This window comes from Vibrio sp. Sgm 5, assembly GCF_026241575.1.
Taxonomy (GTDB): Bacteria; Pseudomonadota; Gammaproteobacteria; order Enterobacterales; family Vibrionaceae; genus Vibrio; species Vibrio jasicida.
Genome location: NZ_JAPHPY010000015.1, coordinates 24,943 through 50,311 on the forward strand (window position 1 = coordinate 24,943; position 25,369 = coordinate 50,311).

Annotated in this window: 18 protein-coding genes and 1 pseudogene; 7 read left to right on the forward strand and 12 right to left on the reverse strand. The window is 45.4% G+C overall.

What is annotated here, in order from left to right; genetic code table 11:
• Positions 1-112: 112 nt before the first annotated feature.
• Positions 113-1,716, forward strand: a pseudogene (locus OQJ86_RS10595) (S41 family peptidase).
• Complete coding sequence (locus OQJ86_RS10600; protein WP_265987697.1) at positions 1,700-2,104, forward strand: hypothetical protein; 405 nt, start codon at positions 1,700-1,702, stop codon at positions 2,102-2,104. The pseudogene OQJ86_RS10595 and the gene OQJ86_RS10600 overlap by 17 nt, the downstream one beginning before the upstream one ends.
• A gap of 75 nt (positions 2,105-2,179) precedes the next feature.
• Here OQJ86_RS10600 and OQJ86_RS10605 read toward each other — a convergent pair whose 3' ends face one another.
• The 3 genes from OQJ86_RS10605 to hrpA all read right to left on the reverse strand — a co-directional run bounded on the left by OQJ86_RS10605 (position 2,180) and on the right by hrpA (position 7,657).
• Complete coding sequence (locus tag OQJ86_RS10605) at positions 2,180-2,695, reverse strand: outer membrane beta-barrel protein (protein ID WP_265987698.1); 516 nt, start codon at positions 2,693-2,695, stop codon at positions 2,180-2,182.
• Between the two features lie 215 nt (positions 2,696-2,910).
• On the reverse strand, positions 2,911-3,390 hold the full coding sequence (locus OQJ86_RS10610; RefSeq protein WP_038878755.1) for an outer membrane beta-barrel protein: 480 nt from the start codon (positions 3,388-3,390) through the stop codon (positions 2,911-2,913).
• A gap of 214 nt (positions 3,391-3,604) precedes the next feature.
• The gene (gene hrpA / locus OQJ86_RS10615) at positions 3,605-7,657 is read right to left on the reverse strand and encodes an ATP-dependent RNA helicase HrpA (protein ID WP_416236450.1); all 4,053 of its coding nucleotides are present in this window, start codon (positions 7,655-7,657) and stop codon (positions 3,605-3,607) included.
• 175 nt (positions 7,658-7,832) lie between these two features.
• Between hrpA and OQJ86_RS10620 the strand changes: the two genes are divergently transcribed.
• On the forward strand, positions 7,833-8,417 hold the full coding sequence (locus tag OQJ86_RS10620; protein WP_061035708.1) for an FMN-dependent NADH-azoreductase: 585 nt from the start codon (positions 7,833-7,835) through the stop codon (positions 8,415-8,417).
• 55 nt (positions 8,418-8,472) lie between these two features.
• Here the strand turns inward: OQJ86_RS10620 and OQJ86_RS10625 are convergent, their stop codons facing one another.
• From OQJ86_RS10625 to OQJ86_RS10650, 6 genes are all read right to left on the reverse strand, one after another.
• The gene (locus OQJ86_RS10625) at positions 8,473-8,976 is read right to left on the reverse strand and encodes a 4Fe-4S binding protein (protein WP_265987701.1); all 504 of its coding nucleotides are present in this window, start codon (positions 8,974-8,976) and stop codon (positions 8,473-8,475) included.
• A gap of 4 nt (positions 8,977-8,980) precedes the next feature.
• Positions 8,981-9,574, reverse strand: coding sequence for a TorD/DmsD family molecular chaperone (locus OQJ86_RS10630; protein WP_265987702.1), 594 nt, complete (start codon positions 9,572-9,574; stop codon positions 8,981-8,983).
• A 111-nt stretch (positions 9,575-9,685) separates the two neighbouring features.
• Positions 9,686-10,537 carry a dimethyl sulfoxide reductase anchor subunit family protein gene (locus OQJ86_RS10635; protein WP_265987703.1) on the reverse strand — a complete coding sequence of 284 codons (852 nt, stop codon included), beginning with the start codon at positions 10,535-10,537 and terminating at the stop codon, positions 9,686-9,688.
• A complete protein-coding gene (locus OQJ86_RS10640; RefSeq protein WP_005433785.1) occupies positions 10,537-11,166 on the reverse strand; it encodes a DMSO/selenate family reductase complex B subunit in 630 nt (209 codons plus the stop codon). Before OQJ86_RS10640 ends, OQJ86_RS10635 begins: the two co-directional genes overlap by 1 nt.
• Positions 11,166-13,613, reverse strand: a complete 2,448-nt coding sequence (locus OQJ86_RS10645; protein ID WP_265987706.1) for a DmsA/YnfE/YnfF family dimethyl sulfoxide reductase — start codon at positions 13,611-13,613, stop codon at positions 11,166-11,168. The genes OQJ86_RS10640 and OQJ86_RS10645 overlap by 1 nt, the downstream gene beginning before the upstream one ends.
• 524 nt (positions 13,614-14,137) lie before the next feature.
• Positions 14,138-15,445 (reverse strand): MipA/OmpV family protein, encoded by a 1,308-nt coding sequence (locus OQJ86_RS10650; protein WP_265987707.1) that lies wholly within the window; start codon positions 15,443-15,445, stop codon positions 14,138-14,140.
• A gap of 272 nt (positions 15,446-15,717) precedes the next feature.
• Here OQJ86_RS10650 and OQJ86_RS10655 point away from each other — a divergent pair, with 272 nt between their 5' ends.
• Positions 15,718-17,751, forward strand: a complete 2,034-nt coding sequence (locus OQJ86_RS10655; protein WP_265987708.1) for a M4 family metallopeptidase — start codon at positions 15,718-15,720, stop codon at positions 17,749-17,751.
• 50 nt (positions 17,752-17,801) lie between these two features.
• Here the strand turns inward: OQJ86_RS10655 and OQJ86_RS10660 are convergent, their stop codons facing one another.
• Positions 17,802-19,610 carry a ricin-type beta-trefoil lectin domain protein gene (locus OQJ86_RS10660; protein ID WP_416236451.1) on the reverse strand — a complete coding sequence of 603 codons (1,809 nt, stop codon included), beginning with the start codon at positions 19,608-19,610 and terminating at the stop codon, positions 17,802-17,804.
• 335 nt (positions 19,611-19,945) lie between these two features.
• Here OQJ86_RS10660 and OQJ86_RS10665 point away from each other — a divergent pair, with 335 nt between their 5' ends.
• The 3 genes from OQJ86_RS10665 (at position 19,946) to OQJ86_RS10675 (ending at position 22,843) form a co-directional block, all read left to right on the forward strand.
• A complete protein-coding gene (locus OQJ86_RS10665; protein ID WP_265987710.1) occupies positions 19,946-20,296 on the forward strand; it encodes a hypothetical protein in 351 nt (116 codons plus the stop codon).
• Between the two features lie 22 nt (positions 20,297-20,318).
• Positions 20,319-22,259, forward strand: coding sequence for an alkaline phosphatase D family protein (locus OQJ86_RS10670; RefSeq protein ID WP_265987711.1), 1,941 nt, complete (start codon positions 20,319-20,321; stop codon positions 22,257-22,259).
• 143 nt (positions 22,260-22,402) lie between these two features.
• Positions 22,403-22,843: a TerB family tellurite resistance protein gene (locus OQJ86_RS10675; RefSeq protein ID WP_005451837.1), complete on the forward strand. Its 441-nt coding sequence runs from the start codon at positions 22,403-22,405 to the stop codon at positions 22,841-22,843.
• Between the two features lie 207 nt (positions 22,844-23,050).
• On the opposite strand, the gene OQJ86_RS10680 is transcribed toward OQJ86_RS10675, so the two are convergent.
• Together OQJ86_RS10680 and OQJ86_RS10685 are read right to left on the reverse strand one after the other, a co-directional pair.
• A complete protein-coding gene (locus OQJ86_RS10680; protein WP_038872287.1) occupies positions 23,051-23,581 on the reverse strand; it encodes a 3'-5' exonuclease in 531 nt (176 codons plus the stop codon).
• An 82-nt stretch (positions 23,582-23,663) separates the two neighbouring features.
• The gene (locus OQJ86_RS10685) at positions 23,664-25,205 is read right to left on the reverse strand and encodes a sensor domain-containing diguanylate cyclase (RefSeq protein ID WP_265987712.1); all 1,542 of its coding nucleotides are present in this window, start codon (positions 25,203-25,205) and stop codon (positions 23,664-23,666) included.
• Between the last annotated feature and the right edge of the window lie 164 nt (positions 25,206-25,369).

Below are 25,369 nucleotides of genomic sequence, written 5' to 3' on the forward strand. Positions count from 1 at the left end.
TAGCTTATATAAGGATTAATAAAAACAAATAGAACCATATACCCTAGTAACCTCAAAATGCTTGGCTCAGCGAGATTGACTCGGGTATATATCACAGATGTAAGGACACGTTATGTTGAAGTATAAACAAGCAGCGTTATTAACCGCCCTCCCTATTGCACTGCTAGGTTGCGGTGGCGGCGGAGGTGACAGCACAAGTTCCGCGACGAGCAATGGTCTTTCTTGGTCTGCAGGTGATTTCTCGCAGACAGCAGCCAGCAGCCAGCAGCCAGCTTAGCCAATAAATGCAGCGTAGCAAGAACGGGCACCGATCCGTATACCGGAAAAAATTACCCAGATAAAGCAGGCTCAGCCCTGTATGAAAAGATGTTCCTTCGAGCATTTAGTAACGATACCTACCTTTGGTATGACGAAATCCCAGACAATAATCCAAACAATTATCCGTCTGTCGTCAACTACTTTGATTCACTCGTCACATCATCGACCACAGCAAGCGGCCAAAAGAAAGATCGTTTTCATTTCACACGTTCATACGACGAGGTGATGAAATCTCAACAAGCTGGTCTTGTTGCTGGTTTCGGTTTCAACTGGAAATTCGTTAATAGTTACGCGCCTCGAGAGGTGCTTATTTCTTACACAGAAGATGGTTCACCAGCATCACTCAATGGCGTTGAGCGTGGAGACAAGCTATTAAAAATTAACAGCGTGGATGTCGTTAATACCTCTTCCCAAGCAGAAGTGGATCTCATTAACCAAGCATTGTTCAACCCAGAGTTAGGACGTAATTACACGTTTACCTTTGAAGCGGTTAATGGCGGTATGAAGATCATTACACTCACCTCTTCTGATGTGGCAACAAGCCCTGTACGTAATGTAAAAGTTATCGACAACAACGGAACAAAAGTCGGCTACATGCAATACAACGCATTTGAAGTCACGGCACAGCAACCGCTTATCAATGCATTCAACCAGCTTTCAGCCCAAAATGTGGACGAAATCGTCATGGACTTGCGCTACAACGGCGGTGGCTTGATTTGGCAATCAGCGCAAGTCGGTTACATGCTGGCGGGTTCTCATCCAAACGCGACGTTTGGCGAGTTAATCTATAACGACAAGATCATGAACTCTGGCCAGGTACGAGATAACGTTTACAATTTCGTCGATAAAGAAATCAACTGGGCAACAGGAACGCTCACTAACAACCCTCTACCGACGCTTAGTGCAGAGCGCGTATATGTCTTAACGACGGATAACACTGCGTCTTCAAGCGAACTGCTAATCAACGGCTTGCGTGGTATCGACGTTGACGTTATTCAAATTGGCACAACGACAACAGGTAAACCTTACGGCTTCTCACCTCAGCAGAACTGCGGTAACGTGTATTACACCATTCAATTTAAATCTTCGAATGACAAAGGCTTTGGTGATTTTGCAGATGGATTTACCCCTACGGCAAAAAATCTTGTATCGTCTAACATTGGTATAGATGACAAAGTGGAAGGTTGTGTAGTGGCAGATGACTTAACAAAGCCATTGGGTGATCCATCCGAAGGTATGCTGTCCGCAGCGCTAAACTACATGACAACGGGGGGAACTTGTCCTCCAGCACCTGCAATGGCTCGCTCATATCAAGCAATGCCGAGACTAGGTGGCACTCCACTGACTCAAGAAATTGACCCACTTCGACAAGAGGCGATTCATGTCACAATTAACTAAAACAATGACCTTACTCACTGGAGCTGGACTTAGCCTTGTACTGATGGGGTGTTCAACATCAAGCAACAGTGATGCAGTTAATGCGTTAAGTATTAAAACCTCCGCAGATACCGTGAGCGAAATCCAAAGTGCAATTAACACGATTCAAGGAACACAAGCACCGACGAAGATCGCATCGAATACCTTTGAGACAAACTCATACTTATTGATCGTGTCGGGGCAATTAATGGAAAAGCACAACATGCCATTAAACGGAGCAGAAACTGAGTTGCCCGCTCAATATACCCTACAGTTACGCGGAGAAGATTGCGGGGTTTACTACGAGAAGGACGATAAATTTGTCCCTCTCACGAATATTCAATGTAGACCGAATCCAATTCAGGATTAATGAAAAAGCGCGCCGTCACTTTATCCAAAAGAACGGCGCGCTTCTTTTATTATCTATTGATTGCTCAATTTCTTTCTATAAGAAGTGGAACGTCAAGTTACCTGTGATGCTGCTTACTGTATCACTGTCTCCATCAATATCCACCCCAAAGGCTTGATAACTGGCACCGACAGAAATGTTGTCTAACAAGAAGTATTCCGCGCCAACACCATACATGTAAGAGACACCATCGTCTTTGTCCAAGTTGCTAAGGTTACCATTGTATTCGACGTTAAATGCGTTGATACCACCCTTCGCGTAAACGTGCAGAGGACCAAAATCGATACTTGGTTTAGCTGCTAGATAAAATGACGAGAAATCCACATCGCCTCGATTACCGCCTAAATTCAAGTCAACTTGGCCGTGATTAAAATAACCTACTTCAATGCCGATCAGTGGCAAGATCCCCGTCCCTACATGAATGCCATAGGTCGTGTCGTTTTCACTGTCTATGCCTGATTGACCAATTTGACCACCAGCATAAAGCCAAGAATCAGCCATCGCAGACGTTGAGCAAAGCGCTAAAGCCAATAACGAGAGTTTTGTTTTCATAGTTATACCTTTCCTGTTCGATTCCTGAACGGAACATCACGCGAACTGCATCGCGTTCCTTATGTAGCTAGCTAAATACTATATGCGAAAGTTTGATGGTTTTAAGACCGAGAAATGAATAATTTATGCTCAATATTGATTTGTGTGATTTACAGACAAAAAAACACCGGCGCGTTGCCGGTGTTTATCAAATAAATCTTCGAAATGTTCGACGATTATAGGAAGTGCAATGTCGCGTTTAGAGAGAACGTACCGATGTCGTCTTTACCCGCTGTGTAGTTCATGTAGCTTGCGCCAACAGACATTGGACCGAAAATGAAGTATTCAGCGCCTACACCGTACATTAGATCCACATCATCATCGTCTTTACCGCCAGATACTTTCTTATCCCACTGGTGGATACCACCTTTCGCGTAAACGTGCAGTGGACCGAAGTCGATGCTTGGCTTAAGCGCTGCGTAGTAAGAAGTCAGCTTAGTTTCGTGACCTGCGATCTTGAATTCACCGTGCTGAGTAACACCCGCTTCGATACCGATGATAGGCAGAATACCTGTACCTACGTGTACAGAGTATGAAGTGTCAGTCTCGCCTTTGAAGTCAGACTGACCTACAGAAGCACCACCATAAATCCATGAATCTGCCATTGCTGCAGAAGAAGCACTTAGAAGTGCCACTGCCAATAGAGTTTTCTTCATCATCAACCTTTACTCTTTATAATTACCCACTCCTGCACCGTCGCAGAGGTTGGTACTGCAAACACAAGGGAGGCGAATCATTGCCTCCCTTGTGACTTAAAATAACTTGTGAACAATTCTTAGCAAATACTATACCAACAGCGACCTAAACTGGACAAACCATTGATAAGTCGATAAACCTCACAAGAAAAACTGCCGCTATTGTACTTAGCGTTTAGCAAGCATCAATCGCATTTTTGACTCGTTTATCAGAAACCGGATACGGAGTGCCTAATTGTTGAGCAAAAAGGCTTACTCGAAGCTCTTCGATCATCCAACGCACTTCTTTCACGTTTTCTGGAATCACCATGCCTTTCGGAATCTTATTAAGTAGTTCTTTGTAATCACTGCCCACTGACTCGATTCTCAACATGTGTAAACGGTCTTTGTTTGGATCGATCGGTAGCTTCTCCATACGACGTTCAATCGCACGCATGTAACGCAGAATGTCCGGAAGACGCTTCCAACCACACTCTGTTGCGAAGCCTTTGAAAATCAAACCTTCCACTTGTGCTTTAATGTCAGATAACGCAAATGCCATGGTGAAATCCACTTTGCCTTTCAACTTTTTGTTGATATTGAAAGCCGTCGTCAGAATGGTTTCGACTTGTTGTGCAATATCCACAACTGTGTCACCCAGCTCTGCACGAACGTGTTCTTTCAACGCATCAAACTTCTCTGGCTCCCAAACCAAACCGCCCTGCTCTTCGATAAGCTTATCGACACCACACGCGATACAGTCATCAATCAGATCCAGCACTTTACCGTAAGGGTTAAAGTACAGACCCAACTTCGATTTGTTCGGTAAGTTGGAGTGCAGATATTTGATTGGCGACGGCACGTTTAACAAGATCAGACGACGCTGACCCGCTTGCATAGCCGTCACCTGTTCGTATTCAGTTTCGTACAGTTTGATTTCTACACTGTCTTTGGAATCCACAATCGCCGGGTACGCTTTAACGTCGTAACCACCGCGTTTTTGTTGATATACCTTAGGCAGTTCACCAAAGCTCCAAGTATGTAAGCCTTGCTGCTCAATGTCATCATCGGCGACTTTAGACAGCGTTTCTTGAACTTTGTCTTTCAGGCTTTCTTTCAACGCATGAAGGTCGCTATTTTCCTTCAACTTGCGATTTCTATGGTCAACCGCACGGAAAGTCACCTTCAAGTGCTCAGGAATTTGATCCATATTCCAATCTTCGCGCAGAACTTCCACACCAGTCATTCGACGAAGCTCTTTTTCAAGCGAATCTAATAAAGGTGCTTCCATTGGCGTCGAGCGAGCTAAGAAAGCATCTGCATAGTTTGGTGCAGGAACAAAGTTTTTACGAATCGTCTTCGGCAGCGATTTAATCAAGCTCACCACAAGCTCATGGCGCAGACCAGGGATCTGCCAGTCAAAGCCCGCAGGCTCAACTTGGTTAAGGATCGGCAGCGGTAAGTGTACCGTCACACCGTCGCTGTCTTCGCCCGGTTCAAACTGGTAGCTCAGCTTAAGTTTTAGGTTGTTTTGGTGCCAGAAGTTCGGGTAATCCAAATCGGTTACGTGGCTAGCATCGCCTTTGAACAGCATCTCTTTCTCGAAGTTCAGCAGCTCTTTGTTCTCTTTCGATGCCTTCTTCCACCATGTATCGAAGTGCTTACCAGAAACGACTTCCGTACCCACACGTTGGTCATAGAAATCAAACAACTCATCATCGTCCACCAAAATATCGCGGCGACGAGATTTATGCTCAAGCTCTTCCACCTCTTGCAGAAGTTTGCGGTTTTGCTTAAAGAACGCGTGTTTGGTATCCCATTCGCCTTCTACCAACGCGCTACGGATAAAGATCTCACGGCTCACCGTTGGATCGATACTTCCGTAGTTCACCAAACGGTTAGGAACAATCGGTACCCCGTAAAGCATCACTTTTTCGTGAGCCAAGACTGCTGCGCGTTTCTTCGACCAATGTGGCTCGCTGTAGCTACGTTTAATCAGGTGCTTCGCTAATGGTTCAATCCACTCTGGCTGAATCTTAGCGATGATGCGACCCCAAAGTTTTGAGGTTTCCACCAGTTCAGCAGACATGATCCACTTAGGCTGTTTCTTGAATAGACCTGATGCAGGGAAGATATGGAAACGAGCGTTACGCGCACCTTGATATTCATTCTTCTCTTGGTCTTTCATACCGATGTGCGACAACAAACCCACAAGAATAGAACTATGAACGCCATGGTAAGACGCAGGCTCATCGTTGAGTTTGAACTCCATTTCACGCATGGATTGGTGAATTTGGAAGTACACATCTTGCCACTCACGAACGCGCAAGTAGTTCAAGTAATCTTGCTTACACTGTTTGCGGAATTGGTTGCCCGTCAGCGCTTTTTGTTGCTTCTGGATGTAGTCCCACAAGTTCACCAACGTCAGGAAGTCTGATTCTTCATGGAAGAAGCGTTTGTGTTTGTCATCTGATGATTGCTGCTTGTCACTTGGACGCTCACGCGGGTCCTGAATCGACAATGCCGCTGCGATAACCATGACTTCTTTCAGCGCGCCTTGTTTTGGAGCTTCCAATACCATACGCGCTAAACGTGGATCGATTGGAAGGCGGGCAAGTTGACGGCCAATACTGGTCAGGCGTTTCTTATTACCTTGAGAATCGGACGGTTTCGCTTCTGCGTTAATCGCACCAAGCTCTTCCAGCAAACGAACACCGTCTTGGATGTTACGTTTGTCTGGCGCTTCCACAAACGGGAAGGCTTGAATATCGCCCAAACCAAGTGCGGTCATCTGCAAGATAACCGACGCTAGGTTGGTACGCAGGATCTCAGGATCGGTAAACTCCGGGCGTGACTCAAAATCTTCCTCTGAGTACAGACGGATACAGATACCCTCTTCCACACGACCACAACGACCTTTACGCTGGTTCGCACTCGCCTGAGAAACTGGCTCGATTGGAAGACGCTGAACCTTAGTACGGTAACTGTATCGACTGATACGCGCCGTACCTGGGTCGATAACGTACTTGATTCCCGGAACCGTCAACGAGGTTTCTGCTACGTTGGTTGCCAGTACAATGCGGCGACCAGCATGAGGTTGGAAAATCTTGTTTTGCTCACCCGCCGACAAACGCGCGTAAAGCGGCACAATTTCTGTGCTCTTCAGGTTACGTTTAGACAATGCATCAGCGGTATCACGGATTTCACGCTCACCGTTCATGAAGATCAAAATGTCACCTAAACCTTCATCGCACAGTTCGTCTACCGCTTCGAAGATACCTTCAAGTTGGTCACGATCATTATCGTCATCACCGCTTAGTGGGCGGTAACGCGTTTCTACTGGGTAAGTACGACCTGACACCTCAATGATTGGTGCGTTGTTGAAGTGTTTTGAAAAACGCTCTGGGTCAATGGTTGCCGACGTGATGATCACTTTCATATCAGGACGACGTGGCAGCAACTCTTTCAAGTAACCCAAGATGAAATCGATGTTAAGGCTGCGCTCGTGCGCTTCATCGATAATGATGGTGTCGTATTGATTTAAGAAGCGGTCATGCTGAATTTCAGCCAGCAAAATACCGTCCGTCATCAATTTGATTTGGGTATTTTCAGAGATCTGATCGTTGAATCGAACCTTGTAACCAACAAACTCACCAAGCTTGGTTTCCATCTCTTCGGCAATACGGTTCGCAACCGAACGTGCCGCAAGGCGACGAGGCTGAGTATGACCAATCAGACCGAATTTACCGCGACCAAGCTCAGCACAGATTTTTGGCAGCTGAGTGGTTTTACCTGAACCTGTCTCACCCGCAACGATAACCACTTGGTTTTCTTCGATCGCTTTCGCAATGTCGTCGCGTTTTTGGCTGACTGGCAGGATTTCAGGATATTCAATCGTTGGTTTGTAGCTACTGCGTTGCTCCACAACCATCATGGATTTGGCGATGTCTAATGCGATTTCATCAAACACAGCGTTACGCGCTGCGTCTTTTTTGATTTTGCTTGCACCAGAGATTCGTTTACTCAAGCGGAAGCGGTCACGCATCATGCACTGGTTAAGTGCCTTGCGTAGTGACGCCGCGTTATTTACTTGAGCCTGAGGCGTAGCATTCTGAGAAGCTTGTGCTTGAGATGCATTAGCCTGCTTCGCTTTGGCATTTTGCGCACCATTTGACGGTGTCGCTTGCTCTTCAGCGGGATTCTTTTTTGGGGGCTGTGACGAAGTCAAAGCGTTTCCTATTCTTTTCATTACATAAAACTGCGCGGATTGTAGCACATATGGGCTAGAACAAGATAACGGAAAGCAGCATCCAGCAATCATTCAATTTTTTCGAACAACTTAAGCAAATCCATCGGGTTTTGAGTCGCTGAGCATTACCTATAATACACCACATAGCCGAAAGCACTTATTAAAGGAAATCCATATGTCTCGTGTACTAGCTCTTAAATCAAGCATCCTTGGCGATTACTCTCAATCAAACAAACTGGTTGAAGACTTCATCAAAAATGTAGACCAAGATAAGCTAACTGTTCGTGACTTAGCTGCAAACCCACTGCCAGTTTTAGACTTTTCAGTTGCGACAGCACTACGTGCAACAGAAGATCTTTCGCAAGAGCAACAAGCGGTGGTTGACCTATCTGATACCTTAATTGAAGAAATCAAAGCAGCAGATACTTTGGTTATCGCAGCACCAATGTACAACTTTACGATTCCAACTCAGCTGAAAAACTGGATTGATTTGATTGCTCGTGCAGGCGTGACATTCAAATACACAGAAAACGGCGTGCAAGGTCTGATTGAAGATAAGAAGGCAATCGTAGTCACCACTCGTGGCGGTCTTCATAAAGACTCACCAACCGACAGCATGACACCATACCTACGCACAGTATTGGGCTTTGTTGGTATCACGGATGTGGAGTTTGTTTACGCAGAAGCGCTAAACATGGGTGATGACGCAGCAGCGAAAGGCATTTCAGACGCGCAAAGCCAATTGGCAACCTTGGCGTAAGATTAAATAGAATTGAATACAAACAAAAAGGGATTGGTACGCGCCAATCCCTTTTTTATCGTTTTAAGTCAAAGCTGATCATGCTGTTGTAGCAGCTTTGCGCGCATTGTCCGCAACCTTTGCATTTGGCAGCGTCAATTTTAGGTTTGACATCATCTTGATCTTGCCATTGCAAGGAATCATAAGGGCAACTGTCCTCGCAACTACCGCAATAACCGTATAAGTTTTCGCAGCTGTTCGAGATAGTTGCTATCAAGCCTGTAGACTCTGTTTGGTTAGAAAGTGCCAATGTAGGGCATGCCGACTTGCACGCACCGCATAAATCACATGCCGAGTAACTGATGTCTAACGCGGCAACGCCATCAACCATTTCAATGATTTGGCTTGGACATGCAGAAGCGCACTTACCACATCCATCACAAAGCCGAGTGAACATAGACTCTTCCACCGCATACGGCGGTCTCGCTTGAACACGAGGCTCTTGAGCGTGTTCCACTGGCGCGCGACGGAACGAAAACAGACGTCGCTTGCTTAGATCAACCGATTCAGACTGGCGCATCCGATTAATCTCTCTTTGCTGGCACAACAACTTGGTATTGCTCACTCAAGGATTGAAGTAATTCTTCAGTAAGGTTCGACAGTTTTGAGTAAGGCGCAAGAGTCACCGCTTTTTTGAAGCGCTTGTTGAAAAAACCAAACCACGTCATCAAGTGCTCGCGCAGCATTTCAGCCGCCAGTTTTTGCTGTTCAGTTTCAATCAACATGCCTAACACCATCAGCATCAAGCCGATCTGGTCTTCTGGCTCACGTTGGTCAGATTCCAAAGCAAAACCACAACGCTGCAAGAAGTAACGATATTCAATGGTTGATTCGCCAAACAACACTGCTTCTTTATCTAGATAAGCCGAACCCCAAGGTGGCGCTGGCATCTCACCAATACCGGCAAACATACGATCGTGCTCCATTTGCAATGCCTCTTCACTCTCGCTTTGAAAGCTGCGCAGCATGTCATTAAGCGCTTCGATTGGTGTATCAGTATTGCTCAACAACGTATCGAGATTTGCCGCTGGGTAATCTTTTGGCTGGTAGTAAAACAGTGCACCAAACAGCTTAAGAACGATGCTGGTATCTTGTGGTTCAAGTTGAGAAATTTGCATGAAGTACCTTTGATGACTGGTGTTTTTATTCTTCGATTAAGTAAAACGGAAAAGAGGTGGGACGAACACTCGCCCCACTCTATTAATGGTTATCAGTACAAATAACGGTTATTAGTACAAACCAGATGTAAAGTGCATGCCGTAGAACACGTTGCGACCTAGAATCTCTGCAACGAACAAGGCAACGAATGCCACGATAACCAGCAAGTTCTTCTGACGACCTTCTGCGGTAAACAACTCAGCGAATACCCAAAGAGCAGCAGCAACCACAAGCAACAACACGTGACCAGCAACATAGCCAGATAACATCGTGATTTGATCCAAGCCACTGTGAATCGCCGTTGAGATACCTGCGAAGTAAATCGTATGCATCACTGAGAACGCTAGGTTCAGCGCAATCAGGCTTACACCAGCCCACATTAGGCGACGATTGGTTTTCTCAGCCGTCACGTCCAATACGTTGATCAGCGTGTAACCAAACATCAGACCCGAAGTCACGACCGTGAACCAAAACGCAACCGTGGTCATTGGTGAGTACCATGCTGGTACCGTTTCGATTTGGTAAACATTCGCCATCGCGAACATGAAAATCACGCCAACCGCGATAGACAACCAGTTCACAATTTTGCGAACGCCTTCGCTGCCGATTTTTAGAATCGTTAACAACCAGTACAAACCCGCTAGAGACAGAAAGCTTGCACCCGTTAAGATCTCGTTAGATAGCGCTGCACTGCCAACACGGTTTAATGCGTTGAAGGCACGAAGCGGGCTACCTAAGTGAGTGGTTGAGAACAAGAAACCCAATCCCATTACAACCAAAATTGCGAAACGAGCGATGTTCATACGAGGTTCTGTCACACGTGGTGGCTTACCGAATTTCTCGAACGCATTAACCGTTAGGTGCGCGCCAACCGCTGTTTGAGCAAGAACCGTAAAGGCAACTAATGGTGCTTCGTATAACATTATTTCACCTCTCTTGGATTCTGTAGGAAACCAGTGCGGTCATTGGTTGGACGACCATTTGGATTTAGCTTCACGATCAGGTTCGGGCTAGTAATGCGAGAATCTGGCAGTGGTGCCACATCCGCGTTTGAACCGTATTTCGCGCGTAGCTCATCAATTGGACCAAACTCAATCGCACGCAATGGACAGCTATCAACACACACTGGCATTAAGCCTTCTGCGACACGTTCGTAACAACCATCACACTTAGTCATGTGACCTTTTTCTTCGCTGTATTGAGGTGCGCCGTATGGGCATGCCATGTGACAAGATTTACAGCCGATACACACGCTTTCATCGACAACAACAAAGCCGTCTTCTTCACGCTTGTGCATTGCACCTGATGGACAAACCTTGGTACACGCTGGGTTAGTACAGTGGTTACAAGAGATCGATAGGTAGTACGCAAACACGTTTTGACGGAACGCGCCGTTTTCTTCTGTCCAGTTGCCGCCTACGTATTCGTAAACACGACGGAAGTTACGGTCAATACCGAGATCTTTGTTGTCTTTACAAGAGAGCTGACATGTTTTGCAGCCAGTACATTTGCTTGAATCAATGTAAAAGCCATACTGCTTCGCTGTGCTCATTATTTAGCCCCCATTTTCTTAATTAGCGTCACTTCAACGAGGTTGGTATGGCTTGGGTTTGATTTTGCCAACGGGCTCGGACGCTGTGTCGTCAGTACGTTGATTGAACCCGCTTGGTCAACACCTTTACCATTTGGTGAGTACCATGCGCCCTCACCTAAGCCAACGATGTGTGGCATGATGCGTGGGGTTACTTTTACGCGAACGTTCATTTCACCGAACTTGCTACGCACGCTAACCAAGTCACCGTTATCGATGTTGCGTGACGCTGCATCAATTGGGTTGATCCAAAGTTCCTGTGGTGCGGCTGCTTTTAGGATGTCGACGTTGCCGTACGTAGAGTGCGCACGAGCTTTGTAGTGGAAACCCGTTAACTGAAGTGGGTACTCTTTACGATCAGGAGAATCCCAGCCATTAAACGTCGAAACGTATTCTGGTAATGGCTTGATTGATTCATCTTCGTCCAATTCCCATTCTTCGTTGATCTTCGCTAACGTCTCTGAGTAGATTTCAATCTTGCCCGATGGCGATGGTAATGGGTTCGCTTCTGGGTCACGACGGAAGTCTTCGTACGCCACGTGTGGACGGTCGAATTGCTTCTTGTAGATACCCTGTTTTCTCATCTCATCGTAAGACGGCAAGTTTGGATCGCTGTTTTGTTTAACGGTCTGAGCATACATCCATTGCAGCCACTCTTCTTGAGTGCGACCTTCAGTAAACTCATCAAACACGCCCATGCGCTTCGCCACACCAGACATGATGTCGTAGATAGGTTTGCATTCGAAACGAGGTTTAATCGCTTGGCTTGCAAAGATAAAGTAAGGCATTGACGCTGCTGCACCATCCATACAGAAATCCGATTGCTCTGACGTTGTACAGTCTGGCAATACAATATCGGCATATTTCGCAGAAGACGTCATGTGGTTGTCGATCACCACAATCATTTCACACGCTTTTTCATCTTGAAGAATTTCGTGTGTGCAGTTGATATCTGAGTGTTGGTTAATCAGGCAGTTACCTGCGTAGTTCCAGATGAACTTGATGTTGTTTTGTAGCTTCTGAACGCCTTTAATGCCGTCGGTCAGATCTGTCATTTCCGTACCGCGGTAAATCGCGTCTGTCCAAAGGAACATTGGGATAGAAGCGCTGATCGGGTTTGGCACTTTCGGGAAGCGTTGGAATGGGTAAGAGTGGTTACCTTCACGAGCACCAGTACCACCACCTTGCAAGCCAACTTGACCGCGTAGCAATGACAACATCATTACCGCTTTACACGCTTGCTCACCATTTGCTGAGCGTTGTAGACCCCAACCTTGAGTAATGTAAATTCGTTTAGCATCGCCAACTTCACGTGCAAGTTTCAAAATTACATCCGCTGGAATGCCCGTGATAGGCTGTGCCCACTCTGGGGTTTTCTCGATACCATCTGGGCCAGTACCCATGATGTAATCTTTGTAGCTGCCGTTTTCTGGTGCTGACGCAGGAAGCGTTTTACGGTCGTAACCCACACAGTAGAGATCAAGGAAGTCTTGATCGACTTTGTCTTCCATAATCAATACATGGGCGATGGCTGCAATTAAAGCTGCATCTGTACCGTGCTTGATAGGAATCCATTGGTCTTCACGGCCTGCAGCAGTGTCAGTGTAACGAGGGTCGATACAAATCGTGCGAGTGTGGCTGATGTTTTTCGCATCCACATAGTTGTGAACCTGACCACCACCCGACATACGGGTTTCTGCTGGGTTGTTACCAAACATCAGACATAGATCTGCATTTTGAACATCGTCAATCGAGTTGTTATCAACGAACGAACCGTAGAAGTACTCCGACATACATTCGATGTTTGCTGCAGAGTAGTCACCGTAGTGATTTAGGTAACCTCCACAAAGGTTCATCATACGAGCAACCAATGTCGCGCTCGGATCCCAACTCTTAGTTACTGTGCCACCAAGCGTACCTGTACCGTAGTTTAGGTACACCGCATCGTTACCGTGGTCTTTAATAATGCGTTTTAGGTTATCACCAATGAGGTCAAAGGCTTCATCCCAAGTGATGCGTTTGAACTTACCTTCACCACGCTTACCAACGCGAAGAAGTGGGTATTTCAAACGGTCTGGCGAGTAAACACGGCGACGCATAGAGCGACCACGCAAACAAGCGCGAACTTGGTGATTGTGGTTGTAAACATCATCACCCGTGTTATCGGTTTCTACCCATTTGATTTCACCGTCGACCACGTGCATACGAAGCGGGCAACGAGAACCACAGTTTACGGTACATGCCGACCAGACAATTTTTTCGTTTGGTTTTGCTGGTGTTTCTTTGGCAACCGCTTTAGTTGCAAACGGGAGAGAAAGCGCGTTTCCTGCTAACGCCAAAGCGCCAAGTGCAGAACCACCCTTTAAAGCATCACGCCGAGTAATATTAAACTTACCATTTTGACTCATGGTTTTTTCCTAAATTACGTTTTTGAATTTGGTCGTGGCGCTTAATTAATGGCTTTAAGTGGGGAAAGAACACTCGTTAGAAATAAAAGACATAGAGATTGTATTTTCAAAATAGGCATTCATTGAAAATATCTAATTTCGCTTTAATTAATACACAAGGCAAATCAAAGCAACATTTCTACAAAACCATCAATTAAGCTAGACAGAACAAGCCTTGAGCAACTAAGGCATGGCCACCCGCCACTATTAATATCCTTGTAGATTTAAGGGGTGATAATCTTGACCACAGTCAATTATTAAAAAATACTAAATGCAATCTTATATTTCATTTCAACGTTTTATATGAATGAAATATTAATAGGTCAGAGAGGTGTCAATTCAATTAAATATTAGAATGGTTTTTAAATTGAATGGATAATAAATTCGAATACCGAAGAATAGGAATAAGAATAATTACCAATTAACAGGAGATAAATAAGCCTCATGTCAAGATGAGGCTTATTCGTATTTGTTTTCAGCTGAGCTTAAAAATCGTACTGGAAGTAGATCGTATTGTAGTTACTACCGCCTTTGATGCGGCCAAACTGAGAAGCACTCTCGAAGATAGCACTACGGTGATGCAACGAATAACCAACCCACATGTTTTCCCAATCTTTCTGGTTAAACAGATCACCTACATTTACATCAAATGAGAAGTCGAGATAGTTCAGCAAATTACTTGCGGTGTAGCCTTTCTCTTCCATCTCAGTACCTTCGATGTAGGTGATATTATCGATGTAAGACATTCCCTCTGCAACACCGAAACGCCATTTGGTCGGCCAATTAAAGGTGTAATACGCCTTAATCGCCATCACATACTCAGTACTGGAAGATTGAACCTCCGATGACCAATGGTGGACCAGACCTGGTGTTAGATAGATATCAATTGGGAAACCGAAGATTTCATCCGTCAATGGGTGTCCGTAGAATAATGAGGTGAGCTGGTTGTTGTACTCGTCCTTCTCGGCATTAAATTTGAAAATATCGCCAATATTGGACGGCGTTGCCCAACCGTGTGCAACACGCAGATACGGACGGTTGCTCAACTCTGATTTACGAGCCTTCCCTTTGTCATTGAAGAAACCAAAGCCAACGAATACTTCACCCTGATAGCGGTCTTCAACAATTTGGCTGTTGTACGCTTCACTGTCGAGACGAGTAATGCTCGTTTCGCCGAGTAGATACAAATTAGAAATGACGTGGTATCGGGCTTTAATGCCTAAGTTCGCATCAATACCTGCACCAATTTTCTCGCCCGTTACTTCATCAAACGAGTAATAAGTACTGTTGAAATCGGCATCTTTATAACGAATGGTAAAAGAAGGTTCCAACTCCCAGTCGCCTAACTCATAGTTAGCCGCGATACGGTAGTTGGAATGAAATTGGAATTCGTCATCCGTCATCACTTCGAATTCGGCGCGCCAGTTCTCGTCAAAGTTGTAACGAATTTGGCCACCGAAGTCGACGCGATCGCCCTCAAAAGCGTTTTGAACCGATTTAGGTATGTCAACAAAGCGCATGATCGCACTCGCACGCCAATCTGAGTCGTCCTCATCATATAAGAACACACCACCTTCAAGGCCATCAATGTAAAGGTGCTCATTCTCAAAGAACATCATTGGCACAAACGTGCTTACTGTCGAGTCATCGTCAGCTGTATAAAAAGGAATCGCAGCAGTGCGGTACATCGCTGCAATACCCCACTCTTGTTCAGCATGCTTCGACTCAGCAAATGCGGCTCCGTTTAACAATAAGCCTGAGCAGACTAGCGATGTTCCTAGTAGGTGTTTCATAACTCTCCTATGTCGCTGTAATTAGGACAGTATTCAATCACAACGAGTATATCTGACTTTATTCGTCTATCGGTTAAAAATTCCTACAGGACTACTTAACCTCGTTATAACCGCCCATATTTTAGGCGATTTATAAATTTGTTTTGAATTAACCTCAAGTATTCAACCAATTGCACTTACGCATTTCTGGATTTTATCTTTAATCTGCAATCGCATTTTTGCTATGAATACATACACATAAGAAAATACACAATCATAATCAAAGGTTAATTATGCGAAACGTCACTTTATTATCGCTTGTCCCTTTCGCGTTTGCCTCGCAGGCAGCACAAATTGTGGAACACTCTCAAACTGACCTCTCTGAAGCACTCAATATTGCTGGTGAATCATCCTATATGCCAGCAAGTACCGAACTGAGTTATCAAAACATCAACCGAGTAGAAATAGGTCAACAAACGTTAGTTCGTAAGCAACAATTGCATTACGGCGTACCTGTATATGGTCACTCTGTCGTCGCAGATCTTTCCGCAAAAGGCTTTGCTCAATCGATTGACGGTAATGTGGTGGTTGGAATCGACAACGACTTAGACTCGACGCTGCCAATGATCAGCGCAAACCAAGCGATTGAAATCGCAACGGGCACTCATCAGCAAGGTTTTGCATCTAACGAGTCTCCAGAGAATGATGCTCGTGCGGAACTAATGGTTTGGCTAGACGAACAAAATACCGCGCACCTTATCTACAAAGTCGATGCGGTGAAAATTGTCAATCTACGTCCCTCTCGTCCTATCACGCTGGTCGATGCAAAATCAGGAGAGATCATGGACCAATGGGAAGGTCTTGCATTTCTTGAAGCAGAAGGCCCAGGCGGCAACCAAAAAAGTGGCCGTTATTACTTTGGCCCAAATACAAAGTTTGGTGGATTCCAAGTTGACCAATACTGTCAGATGAACAGTGATAATGTCGAAACGATCAACATGAACAACCAACAATGGGGTGGTCAAGTTCATCGCTTCAACTGCAACGTGAATAACTACCGAGAAATCAATGGAGCGTACGCGCCAATGAACGACGCACACTACTTTGGCCAACGTGTATTTGACATGTACCGTGAGTGGCTTGGCGCACGTCCTATTCAACAAAAACTCACCATGCGCGTTCACTACGGCTCAAACTATGGCAACGCGTTTTGGGATGGCCGTCAGATGACCTTTGGTGATGGCAATAGCTCTATGTACCCTCTTGCGACTTGGGATGTTATCGCACATGAAGTCAGCCACGGTTTCACCGAGCAAAACTCAGGGTTGGAATATCGCGGCATGTCTGGCGGAATGAATGAGTCCTTTTCCGATGTCGCTGCTGCTGCACTTAGCCAATACGTGCATGGTAGCTTCAACTGGAAGATGGGCGAACACGTGATGAAGTACTCGCCCGCTATGCGTTACTTCATCAACCCAAGCCATGACGGTTCCTCGATCGACCATATAAACCAATACTACAATGGCATCGATGTGCACCACAGCTCAGGCATTTTCAACAAAGCCTTTTACCACCTAGCGACAAGCTCAGGCTGGAGCATCAAAAAAGCATTCATGGCTTACGCAACGGCGAACCAGTTGTACTGGACGCCAAACTCAACCTTCCAACAAGGTGCAGAAGGCGTATGTAAGGCAGCGCAAAAGCTGGGATATGAAAGCTCCGCGGTCACGTCTGCGTTCTCTCAAGTGGGTGTTCAGGTGATGAACTGTGAAAGCGGTCAACCTAATCCGAACCCAAATCCAAACCCTGGACCAGATACTGGCATGACCGAGCTTTCGCTCAACATGCCTGTCGCGATCCAAAGAAACACGGCAGACGAGCAACAGTTCGTTCTGCGTCGAACCTCTAGCGATGATGTTTGGGTACAAACTTACAATGGCTTTGGTAATGTGGAACTTTATGTAGCGATTGATCGCCCAGCAACACCTTCAGATTACGACTGCTCATCGACCAATATGGGTAATGAAGAAGCGTGTGGTTTTGGTGGTATTCAAGGTTCAGACATTTATGTCACTGTAACAAATACGCAGAGCGCTTCTGACGCCTACCTTGCCGTCAGTGAGGCATACGGAACGCCACAGCCAAACCCAGAACCACAAGACCAGTGCGCATCTCTGCAAGAGTGGTCACCTTACAATTACTACCCTGCCGGTTCTTCAGTGAAGTATTGGGGCAACCGCTTTGTTGCGACACAAGATAACTGGGGAGCAGACCCTTATCAGAACTACTGGTTCTGGACATTTGAAGGCAGCTGTAACGACTATTAAGCAATGATAAAGAGAGCCTGCTACGATAGCGGGCTCTGTATTTATCTCAACTATTCCAAGTACCACTCACTGCCTTGTACATCGGCTTCAACTAGCCAAGTGCGGTCATTCCACTTCAACGAATTATCAAGGCGGTTCTTTATCTGCCCGTTTTCCCATCGCCATTGTTGGGTAGGAACATCCCCACACTCCTCAAGAGTAATCTCGATACCTTGCTGATCGAGGCACAATTCTGAGTTGCTTCGACTCATGAGCTTCCCTGCAGAAGTTAACTTCCACTCTTGGTTATCCCCATTATGACAACGCCAACCAAATACTCTTGAGCCCTCACCTGATGCGCGGTACTCCACATCAAGACACTGCGAGCCACTCTCCGTGTTGGTTTTTATTTTTTTCCATCCATCTTGGTCATCCTGCTTACCTGACGAAGCGGTAAACAGAGCTTCAACGACTGCCGTCATTGGTTGTGTGTAGCGAGAAGCACGTGGTGCTTGGTACTGCCAACTCTGCGGAATCGGTAAAGACATATCCCATTCGCCATTTCCGTCATAATAGGATTTCGCCATCGCTGCTGGTGTTGGCGTCCAAAGAAAATCTGGGTGACGATTTTGATACCACTCCCCTCCAATTACTTGTCCATTTGCATCGATTTCAAGGTCGTAGTAATACGTCACTCGTGATACGCCATCATAACGGGGCATGTCAGTCGAGCGATGCGTAGGATTCGTTTCAACCATGTATTCGACTTGCATTTGAACACCAACAATGGAAGCTGCGCGACGTGAGCGATATGCAGAGAAACGATCTTTGTCGTAAGATTCCAAGCTGATCATGACATCTGCAGGGTCGGAGGCCGAGCGGTACGTTTGTGGATTAAAATATTGCAAGTTGTAGCCTAAAACAGGCTGGTTCCAAACTTGATAATCGTAAGTAGCATCCATGATCAAGCTACGACCAGATAACCCCAACTGGTTTAGCACCGCTAAGTGCCAACTGGCTGGGTTGGTGTCATTACAATCCAGTTCAATCACTCGCCCATTTTCATCTTTTGCAGGGTTCTTTATGTTACATCGCCCACCAATAAAGCGTGTTTCAAACGGTGCTTCTGACCATAATAAAGTTCCAAGTGCTTTGATATCAGAAGGGTAAAACTTTAAAGGCTCCCCATTGGCATCTGGCACAGTGACGGATTGCGTTGGTCGAGGAAGCATATAAGCCGCAGCAGCCCATCCATGGCACAGTCCCATCCAGCGTTCTACACTGCCATTCGATTCGTAGTACCCTTTGCCAGAGTCCCACGAACGTTTTGATAGCGTAAATTGAGTATCCGCCACCAGCAAATCGTATTTTTCTGCCGGAGATAAATCCTCTCGATCCTGTCCTTGAACCGAGACTACCGGTTTTTGAATGTGCGAAAAGTCAAAATACTCTTGCCAATTGCTCGCACTGAGTTCCCTGTCGCCATAACGCCAAGCAGCAGCACCAGAATACAGAGGCCAGTAGGTGTCGGACCAAGGTTGCACTTCAAGTCGCTTTGAATTCGGTATTTGACGGTGAAGTTCATCGAGATTGCGAATCAAGCCAGTCCCCACATCCACCAAACGCGCCGGGTTGTCATTATTAAGATTTGCAGAAAATGAGTGATGAGATTCTGATGTCGCTCTCTCCATAATGACATCACGCACGGATGCTCGAATGGATTCCGATTCTTCAACAATGATGGTAGACGTGTCGCCTTCTTTCTGAGGTAACTCGTTCATTACTTTTGAAGGATTCTCATGAAAAGCATTCATGAAAGATTCAATCTTGTTATCAGCAGCACTCACACCAAATACAGGCGCTAAGCAAAGTAAGGTCATTATTCGTTTCATTTCAAAACTCTATTTATACGTCAGTTAAATTAATTATCGATAATCATTCTCATTAACGATTGGTGACGTAGAGTGCTGAGATTTGTTGATGAAATCAATCGACTCATCGGACCAATAATTGAATTCGTGATTTCACCTTTGAAGATTGATTAGTTATATCTCCTAATTTATTTAAAGTGAAAGTTATCGATATTTGGCGGTCTACTCACAACAACAAAATGATGACAATGCAAGCAATTAAAACGTTTCGATGATGAAAGGGCTTAGTTTTTTCCGGTTTGGTCGATACAATAGAAAACCAATGACCAAAGCCGCAGTTTATCGTGAAAGCATCTGAACTCATCTCCCTTATCAACAATTTGCCTGATGGTAGCGATCCCGATATCGTAATGGGTGAAGAATGGCTACCAGAGCGTTTAGAGAGCACCACGCTTGATGGTGATATGCTGTTTATGCATTTCGATAATGCACCAGAAGATGGCCAAGGCGAAGAAGAAGGCCGTGGTTTTGTTGAGCATGAAATTGACTTGATTCGTACTCGCCTACAACAAATCCTTGATGAAGATAGCGACAGTGTGTCAAAAGCCGACGCCATGTTAGGTTTGTTTCTGATGGGACATGAACTTAGCAGCTCACAAGTTATCGAAATACTCGAAGAAGATTCAGAACACTGATTCATTATATTAAGGAACCGCTTTGCCAACATCGCTCAACACCAATGAACTTTCCTCTCTTCCCCTGATTGTTGCCGGCCCGATTTTAAGAAAGGTCACCGCGAAGGAAGTGAATATTTGGTTGGTGACCACGCAACCTCTCGAAGGCTTGGTTGAAATCAGCGATGCTGGCACGGGTGAACAATACTATTCTCAGCCTGTTTCAAAAGAGCATCTATTACAAGTCGGTAAACGTGCTTGGGTTTGCATGCTGACGCTGCAAGGCGAATTTCCTACCCACCGTGCACTGCGTTATCAGCTCCATACTCAATCCGGTTTGTTAACCGAGTTGATGCCCCATCTTATCTATGGCGAAGATAAGCAAACAGAGCAAGGTGTAGAATTCTTGATCAGCGAGAAAGCTGATTATGTATTGCACGGTTCTTGTCGTAACCCACATCATTTTAGTAAGGACACACTCGTCCAAGCAGACGCTAAAGTTGCTAGCCAGCAGATAGAAGACCGCCCAGATATGCTGATCATGAGCGGCGATCAAATCTATGCCGATCATGTAGCAGGTCCAATGCTGGATGCGATTGAGCAATTGCTCGAGTTACTAGGCTTGCCTGATGAAGAGTTCGCGCAAGCACCGATCAAAAACACGCAAGAACTGTATCAAAGCCCAGATTGCTTTTATGGCCGAGATAACATTCTGCCCCACTACGTGGACGACGGAAGCTTACTGAGCAAGTTCTTCCCCCATCGTGGTATCCCTATTTTCAGTTCACGTGAATGCGAAAACCATCTCATCAGTTTTGCCGAACTGTTTGCGATGTACCTGCTCGTTTGGTCTCCAGTACCTTGGACGTTAGTCAATCGTGCACGTTTATTGGAAAGAGAATTTACGACGGGCGGAAAAGCGTTAGAGCCGAAATGGCAACAACATTGGCGTGATGAGAAAGTCCATATCGATGCGTTTGTCGAAGGCTTGGATAAAGTCCAGCGTTTGCTCGCTCACGTTCCTACTTACATGATCTTTGATGACCATGACGTGACCGACGATTGGAACCTAACGGTTGGATGGGAAAAAGCAGCCAATGAGAACCTCTTCTCACATCGCATCATCGGTAACAGCCTGATCGCTTACTGGTTATGCCAAGGTTGGGGAAACGCGCCAGAAAAATTCAACGCCTCGTTTGTGGAGCATGCGCGCCGTTACTTTGAAGAGCTGACTTCAGAATCTCAAGACGAGTTCATAAAGTACCTCTATCGTTTTGAAGATTGGCACTACACGATTCACACCTCACCAAAAGTGGTGGTACTGGATACACGTACTCGTCGCTGGCGTTCAGAGTCTCGTATGAACAAACCATCAGGCTTGATGGATTGGGAAACCTTGATTGAATTCCACCAAGAGTTGATGCATCAAGACAAAGTGATCATTGTCTCTGCCGCGCCCATGTTTGGTGTGAAGTTTATTGAAACGCTGCAACGCATCATGACGGGCTTGGGTCAGCCATTACTGATTGACGCAGAAAACTGGATGGCGCATCCGGGCAGTGCGATTACTTTGATCAGTATTTTCACCCACACCAAAACGCCAACTAACTTCGTGATTCTCTCTGGCGATGTACACTACTCTTTCGCCTATGACATCAAGTTGCGTTTTCGCCGTAATAGTCCAAACATCTATCAGATCACTTGTAGTGGGATTAAGAACCAATTTCCTGCGCAACTACTGAGCGCATGTGATGCAATGGATCGCCTGCTTTATAGTCCTCGCTCGCCATTGAACTTGTTTACCAAACGTAAGCGTCTGAAGATTTTTAAACGCGCCCCAAGCAATCACAATTTCTATCGACTCGTGAACCAAAGTGCGATTGGCGAGCTGAGGTTGGATGAAGACGGAAAGCCAAATAATATCAGCATCTTAACGAGTGAAGGCGATTCAATCGATTTCCCGCCGACAAAGGTTGAGGAATAAATCTGCTTTTTGGCGGTCAAATACTGTATTGAGCAAAAATGTCATCTCAATCGTATGAGATCTTGATCAAATTCAATCAAGACCTTGAGATTTGCTCAAACCATTACCATCTTAAATAAATAGATAACAGCTTGGTGCTCAACATGTTTAATTCGCTTACTTCATTATTTAAACAACTTATAGAAGGCTCGGACCTTAGCCAATCCAACACACTGTCACCCAATATGGCGATAGCATGTTTGCTTTGTGAAGTAGCTGGTGCGGACCATCAAATCGATGAAAGAGAGCAAGCGACCAAACGCTCTTTGATCATGAAATTACTTTCCCTAACAGAAGAAGAGACCGACACCCTACTGAATCAGGCTCAGAACCGATCGAGTGAGTCGACTTCCCTTTATGACTTTACGTCTCAACTGCGTGAGCTTTCACAAGAAACCCGCTATGAACTGATCAAGAGTATGTGGGAAGTGGCGTACGCTGACGGTGAAATTGACCCATTGGAAGATGCCGTAATTCGAAAAACAGCGGAGCTGCTCTATGTAGACCACAGCGATTTTATTCGAGCGAAATTGCAGTCTCAGTGAAGCACAGTTTCCATAAACAGTAAGAACCAATAAAAAACGCGCTACATGAGCGCGTTTTTTGTGTCTCTAGTCTGGATTAAGCCGAATCAAACATCGTCATCTCCGCAAGAGGCTAGCCAACATTGTTGTTATTTACTAACAACCAAAGTAAAGCCGGCTTATGACGAGAAGACTGAAATCCGATGAAAGATTTATGAAAACAGAAGCTTATAGCATGGTCAGCGCAAGTTTCGCCAAGTTGTATGCATCCACATAACCGGAATGCTGGCGACCTTCCCATTCGATGCCTTTGGCCTCTTGTGCGGCTTTATGACCAATGCGTTTTTCTTTCAAGCGGTTTTGTATGCGATACAAGGTCGCTAGATTAATGAACTCACTAAACGGGGCATCAATGCCTTTTTGTTGGCACTCTTCAAGCAAGATGAGGTCATCACGTCCCCAAGAGGCATAGATCTTATTACGACCGCCAAAGTTCTTTAGCATCGACTTCAGCACTTCCTCTAATGGTCTGCCCTGCTTTTCAATTTTACGTGGTGTGATACCAGTTAATTCTGCGCAAAACAATGAGACTTCATCATGTTCAGGCTTTACGTAGTATTGAGCGCGCTTAACGATTTCACCTTTCGACAAATCTATTTCAGCCAAACCAACTTCAATGATTTCACCCGTGCGACCTACGCCGTTTTCACTCCAGCAGCACATTTCTAAATCGAAGCAGACGATACGGTTATGGTTCATAGTTTGTCTTGATTCCTAACGTAAATTTGAAAGCGTGAGATTCTACCGTAACCAATCTCAAAACTCGAATTTGCTCGCTGAATTAATCACCGATCGATACTGAGTTTCGGCCATTTTCCTTACTTTGGTAGAGCTGCACGTCCATTTTGTGGAACAAACTCTCAGGATCTTCATCTTTATGCACTGCTGCACCAATGCTCAAAGAACAGATAATAGGAGTTGCCCCGTATTCAAAAGGAGAGCTGGCGACAATACCACGCAGTTTCTCTAAATAAGCAGCCAACTCTTCTTTATTGGTTAAACGAGAGAGTATGCAGAATTCATCACCGCCAGCTCGGTAGAAGCGATCGCCTTCAAGTAAATTCGCATTGACCAATCGATTAACATGGAGCAAAGCTTCATCACCAGCTAAGTGACCGTGCTTATCATTGATGCGTTTAAAGTGGTCGATATCAAAGCCAACCAAACTAAAGGCAACGCCAGTATTAATATAATGCAGTAAGTTATCGTTAAATACGCGGCGATTGAGTAACTGAGTCAACGGGTCTAACTCTGCCATGCGTTTTAGTTCTACCGTTTTATTATCCAGCATGACCGCTAAACGCTCTTTTTCCCGTGACTGTAGATTCACTATATAACTGATCAAAAGTGCAATAACCAAGCCCGCAATCCCCGTCCCGTAAAGCACGGAGCGCTCCCAAGCAGAAACGGATTCCGTTAGCTTGAATTCTACCTTCCATTCTCTATTGGGTAGTTGAATCTTGCGGCTAATAGTTTTCCCTTTCAGGTCACTCCAATTATCGCTCTGAAACAGCAATGGGTCGTCGTATGCATCAAAGCCTAAATCTTCCACCTTAATCGACATATCGAGCTCTGTCGCTGTCTTAGTGATCAACTCGTCGAAGTAGACAGTGCTGCGAACAACACCGACGACAACGCCCAGAAGCTCGTGGTTGTCGTAGCTAAACACTGGGTGATAGACCAACAATCCAGTTTTATCGAGGGATTGATCGTATCCATCTTGAAGCAAGCGCACTTTATCGGAAATGTTGGCTCTACCCTGAGTAAGAATGTCATCTAGAATCAGTTCGAAACGCAAACGCGAAGAATAGAAGCCAAGCAGAGAAAGGTTCTGCGGCGTTCTTGGGTAAATGTCGGTTGCAATAAACGCCGGAGCGCCATCTTTTAAGATGTAGCCATTGGTTTTAGGCCCATCTTTTGGCACGGTAAAGATATGAAAATCAGGGAAAGTTTTACGCGTTTTTTCCAAGAAGCGATCGAGATCTTGTGGGTCAACACGCTCCATCCATTGCAGACCAACTAGGCTTTTGGAACCATTAACGACTTGTTTGGCATACAAGGGAAATTGTGACCAGTATGAGTCATCGACAGAGTGAAAAAAATTCGCTCCTGCCCCGATAAACTCAAGGTCATTTTCTACCGCAGATTTTAAAGATTCAGCTTGGCGATCCGCCAAGGTATCGAAGATGGTCATCGTATAGCGCTGCTGGATTTTATAAGCAACACCAACCATAGCCGCTGTCACGATAAGCACCGCAATGAAAGCGACAATAGAAGCAGAATACCGTTTGAGAATGCTCTGTTGAGCCGTGCTGTATGTCATTTAGTGTTCCACGTTAATTACGTGCAAAGCTTCGATAATGATGGAAATACTGCGCCACATGTGGATAAACATCAAGCAACAACGTTTGCATCCCTATCTAATCGTTGATTTTTCATGCTAATCATGCGGTATATTCACGAATTATTACAGTCTTAAGCCTTGAA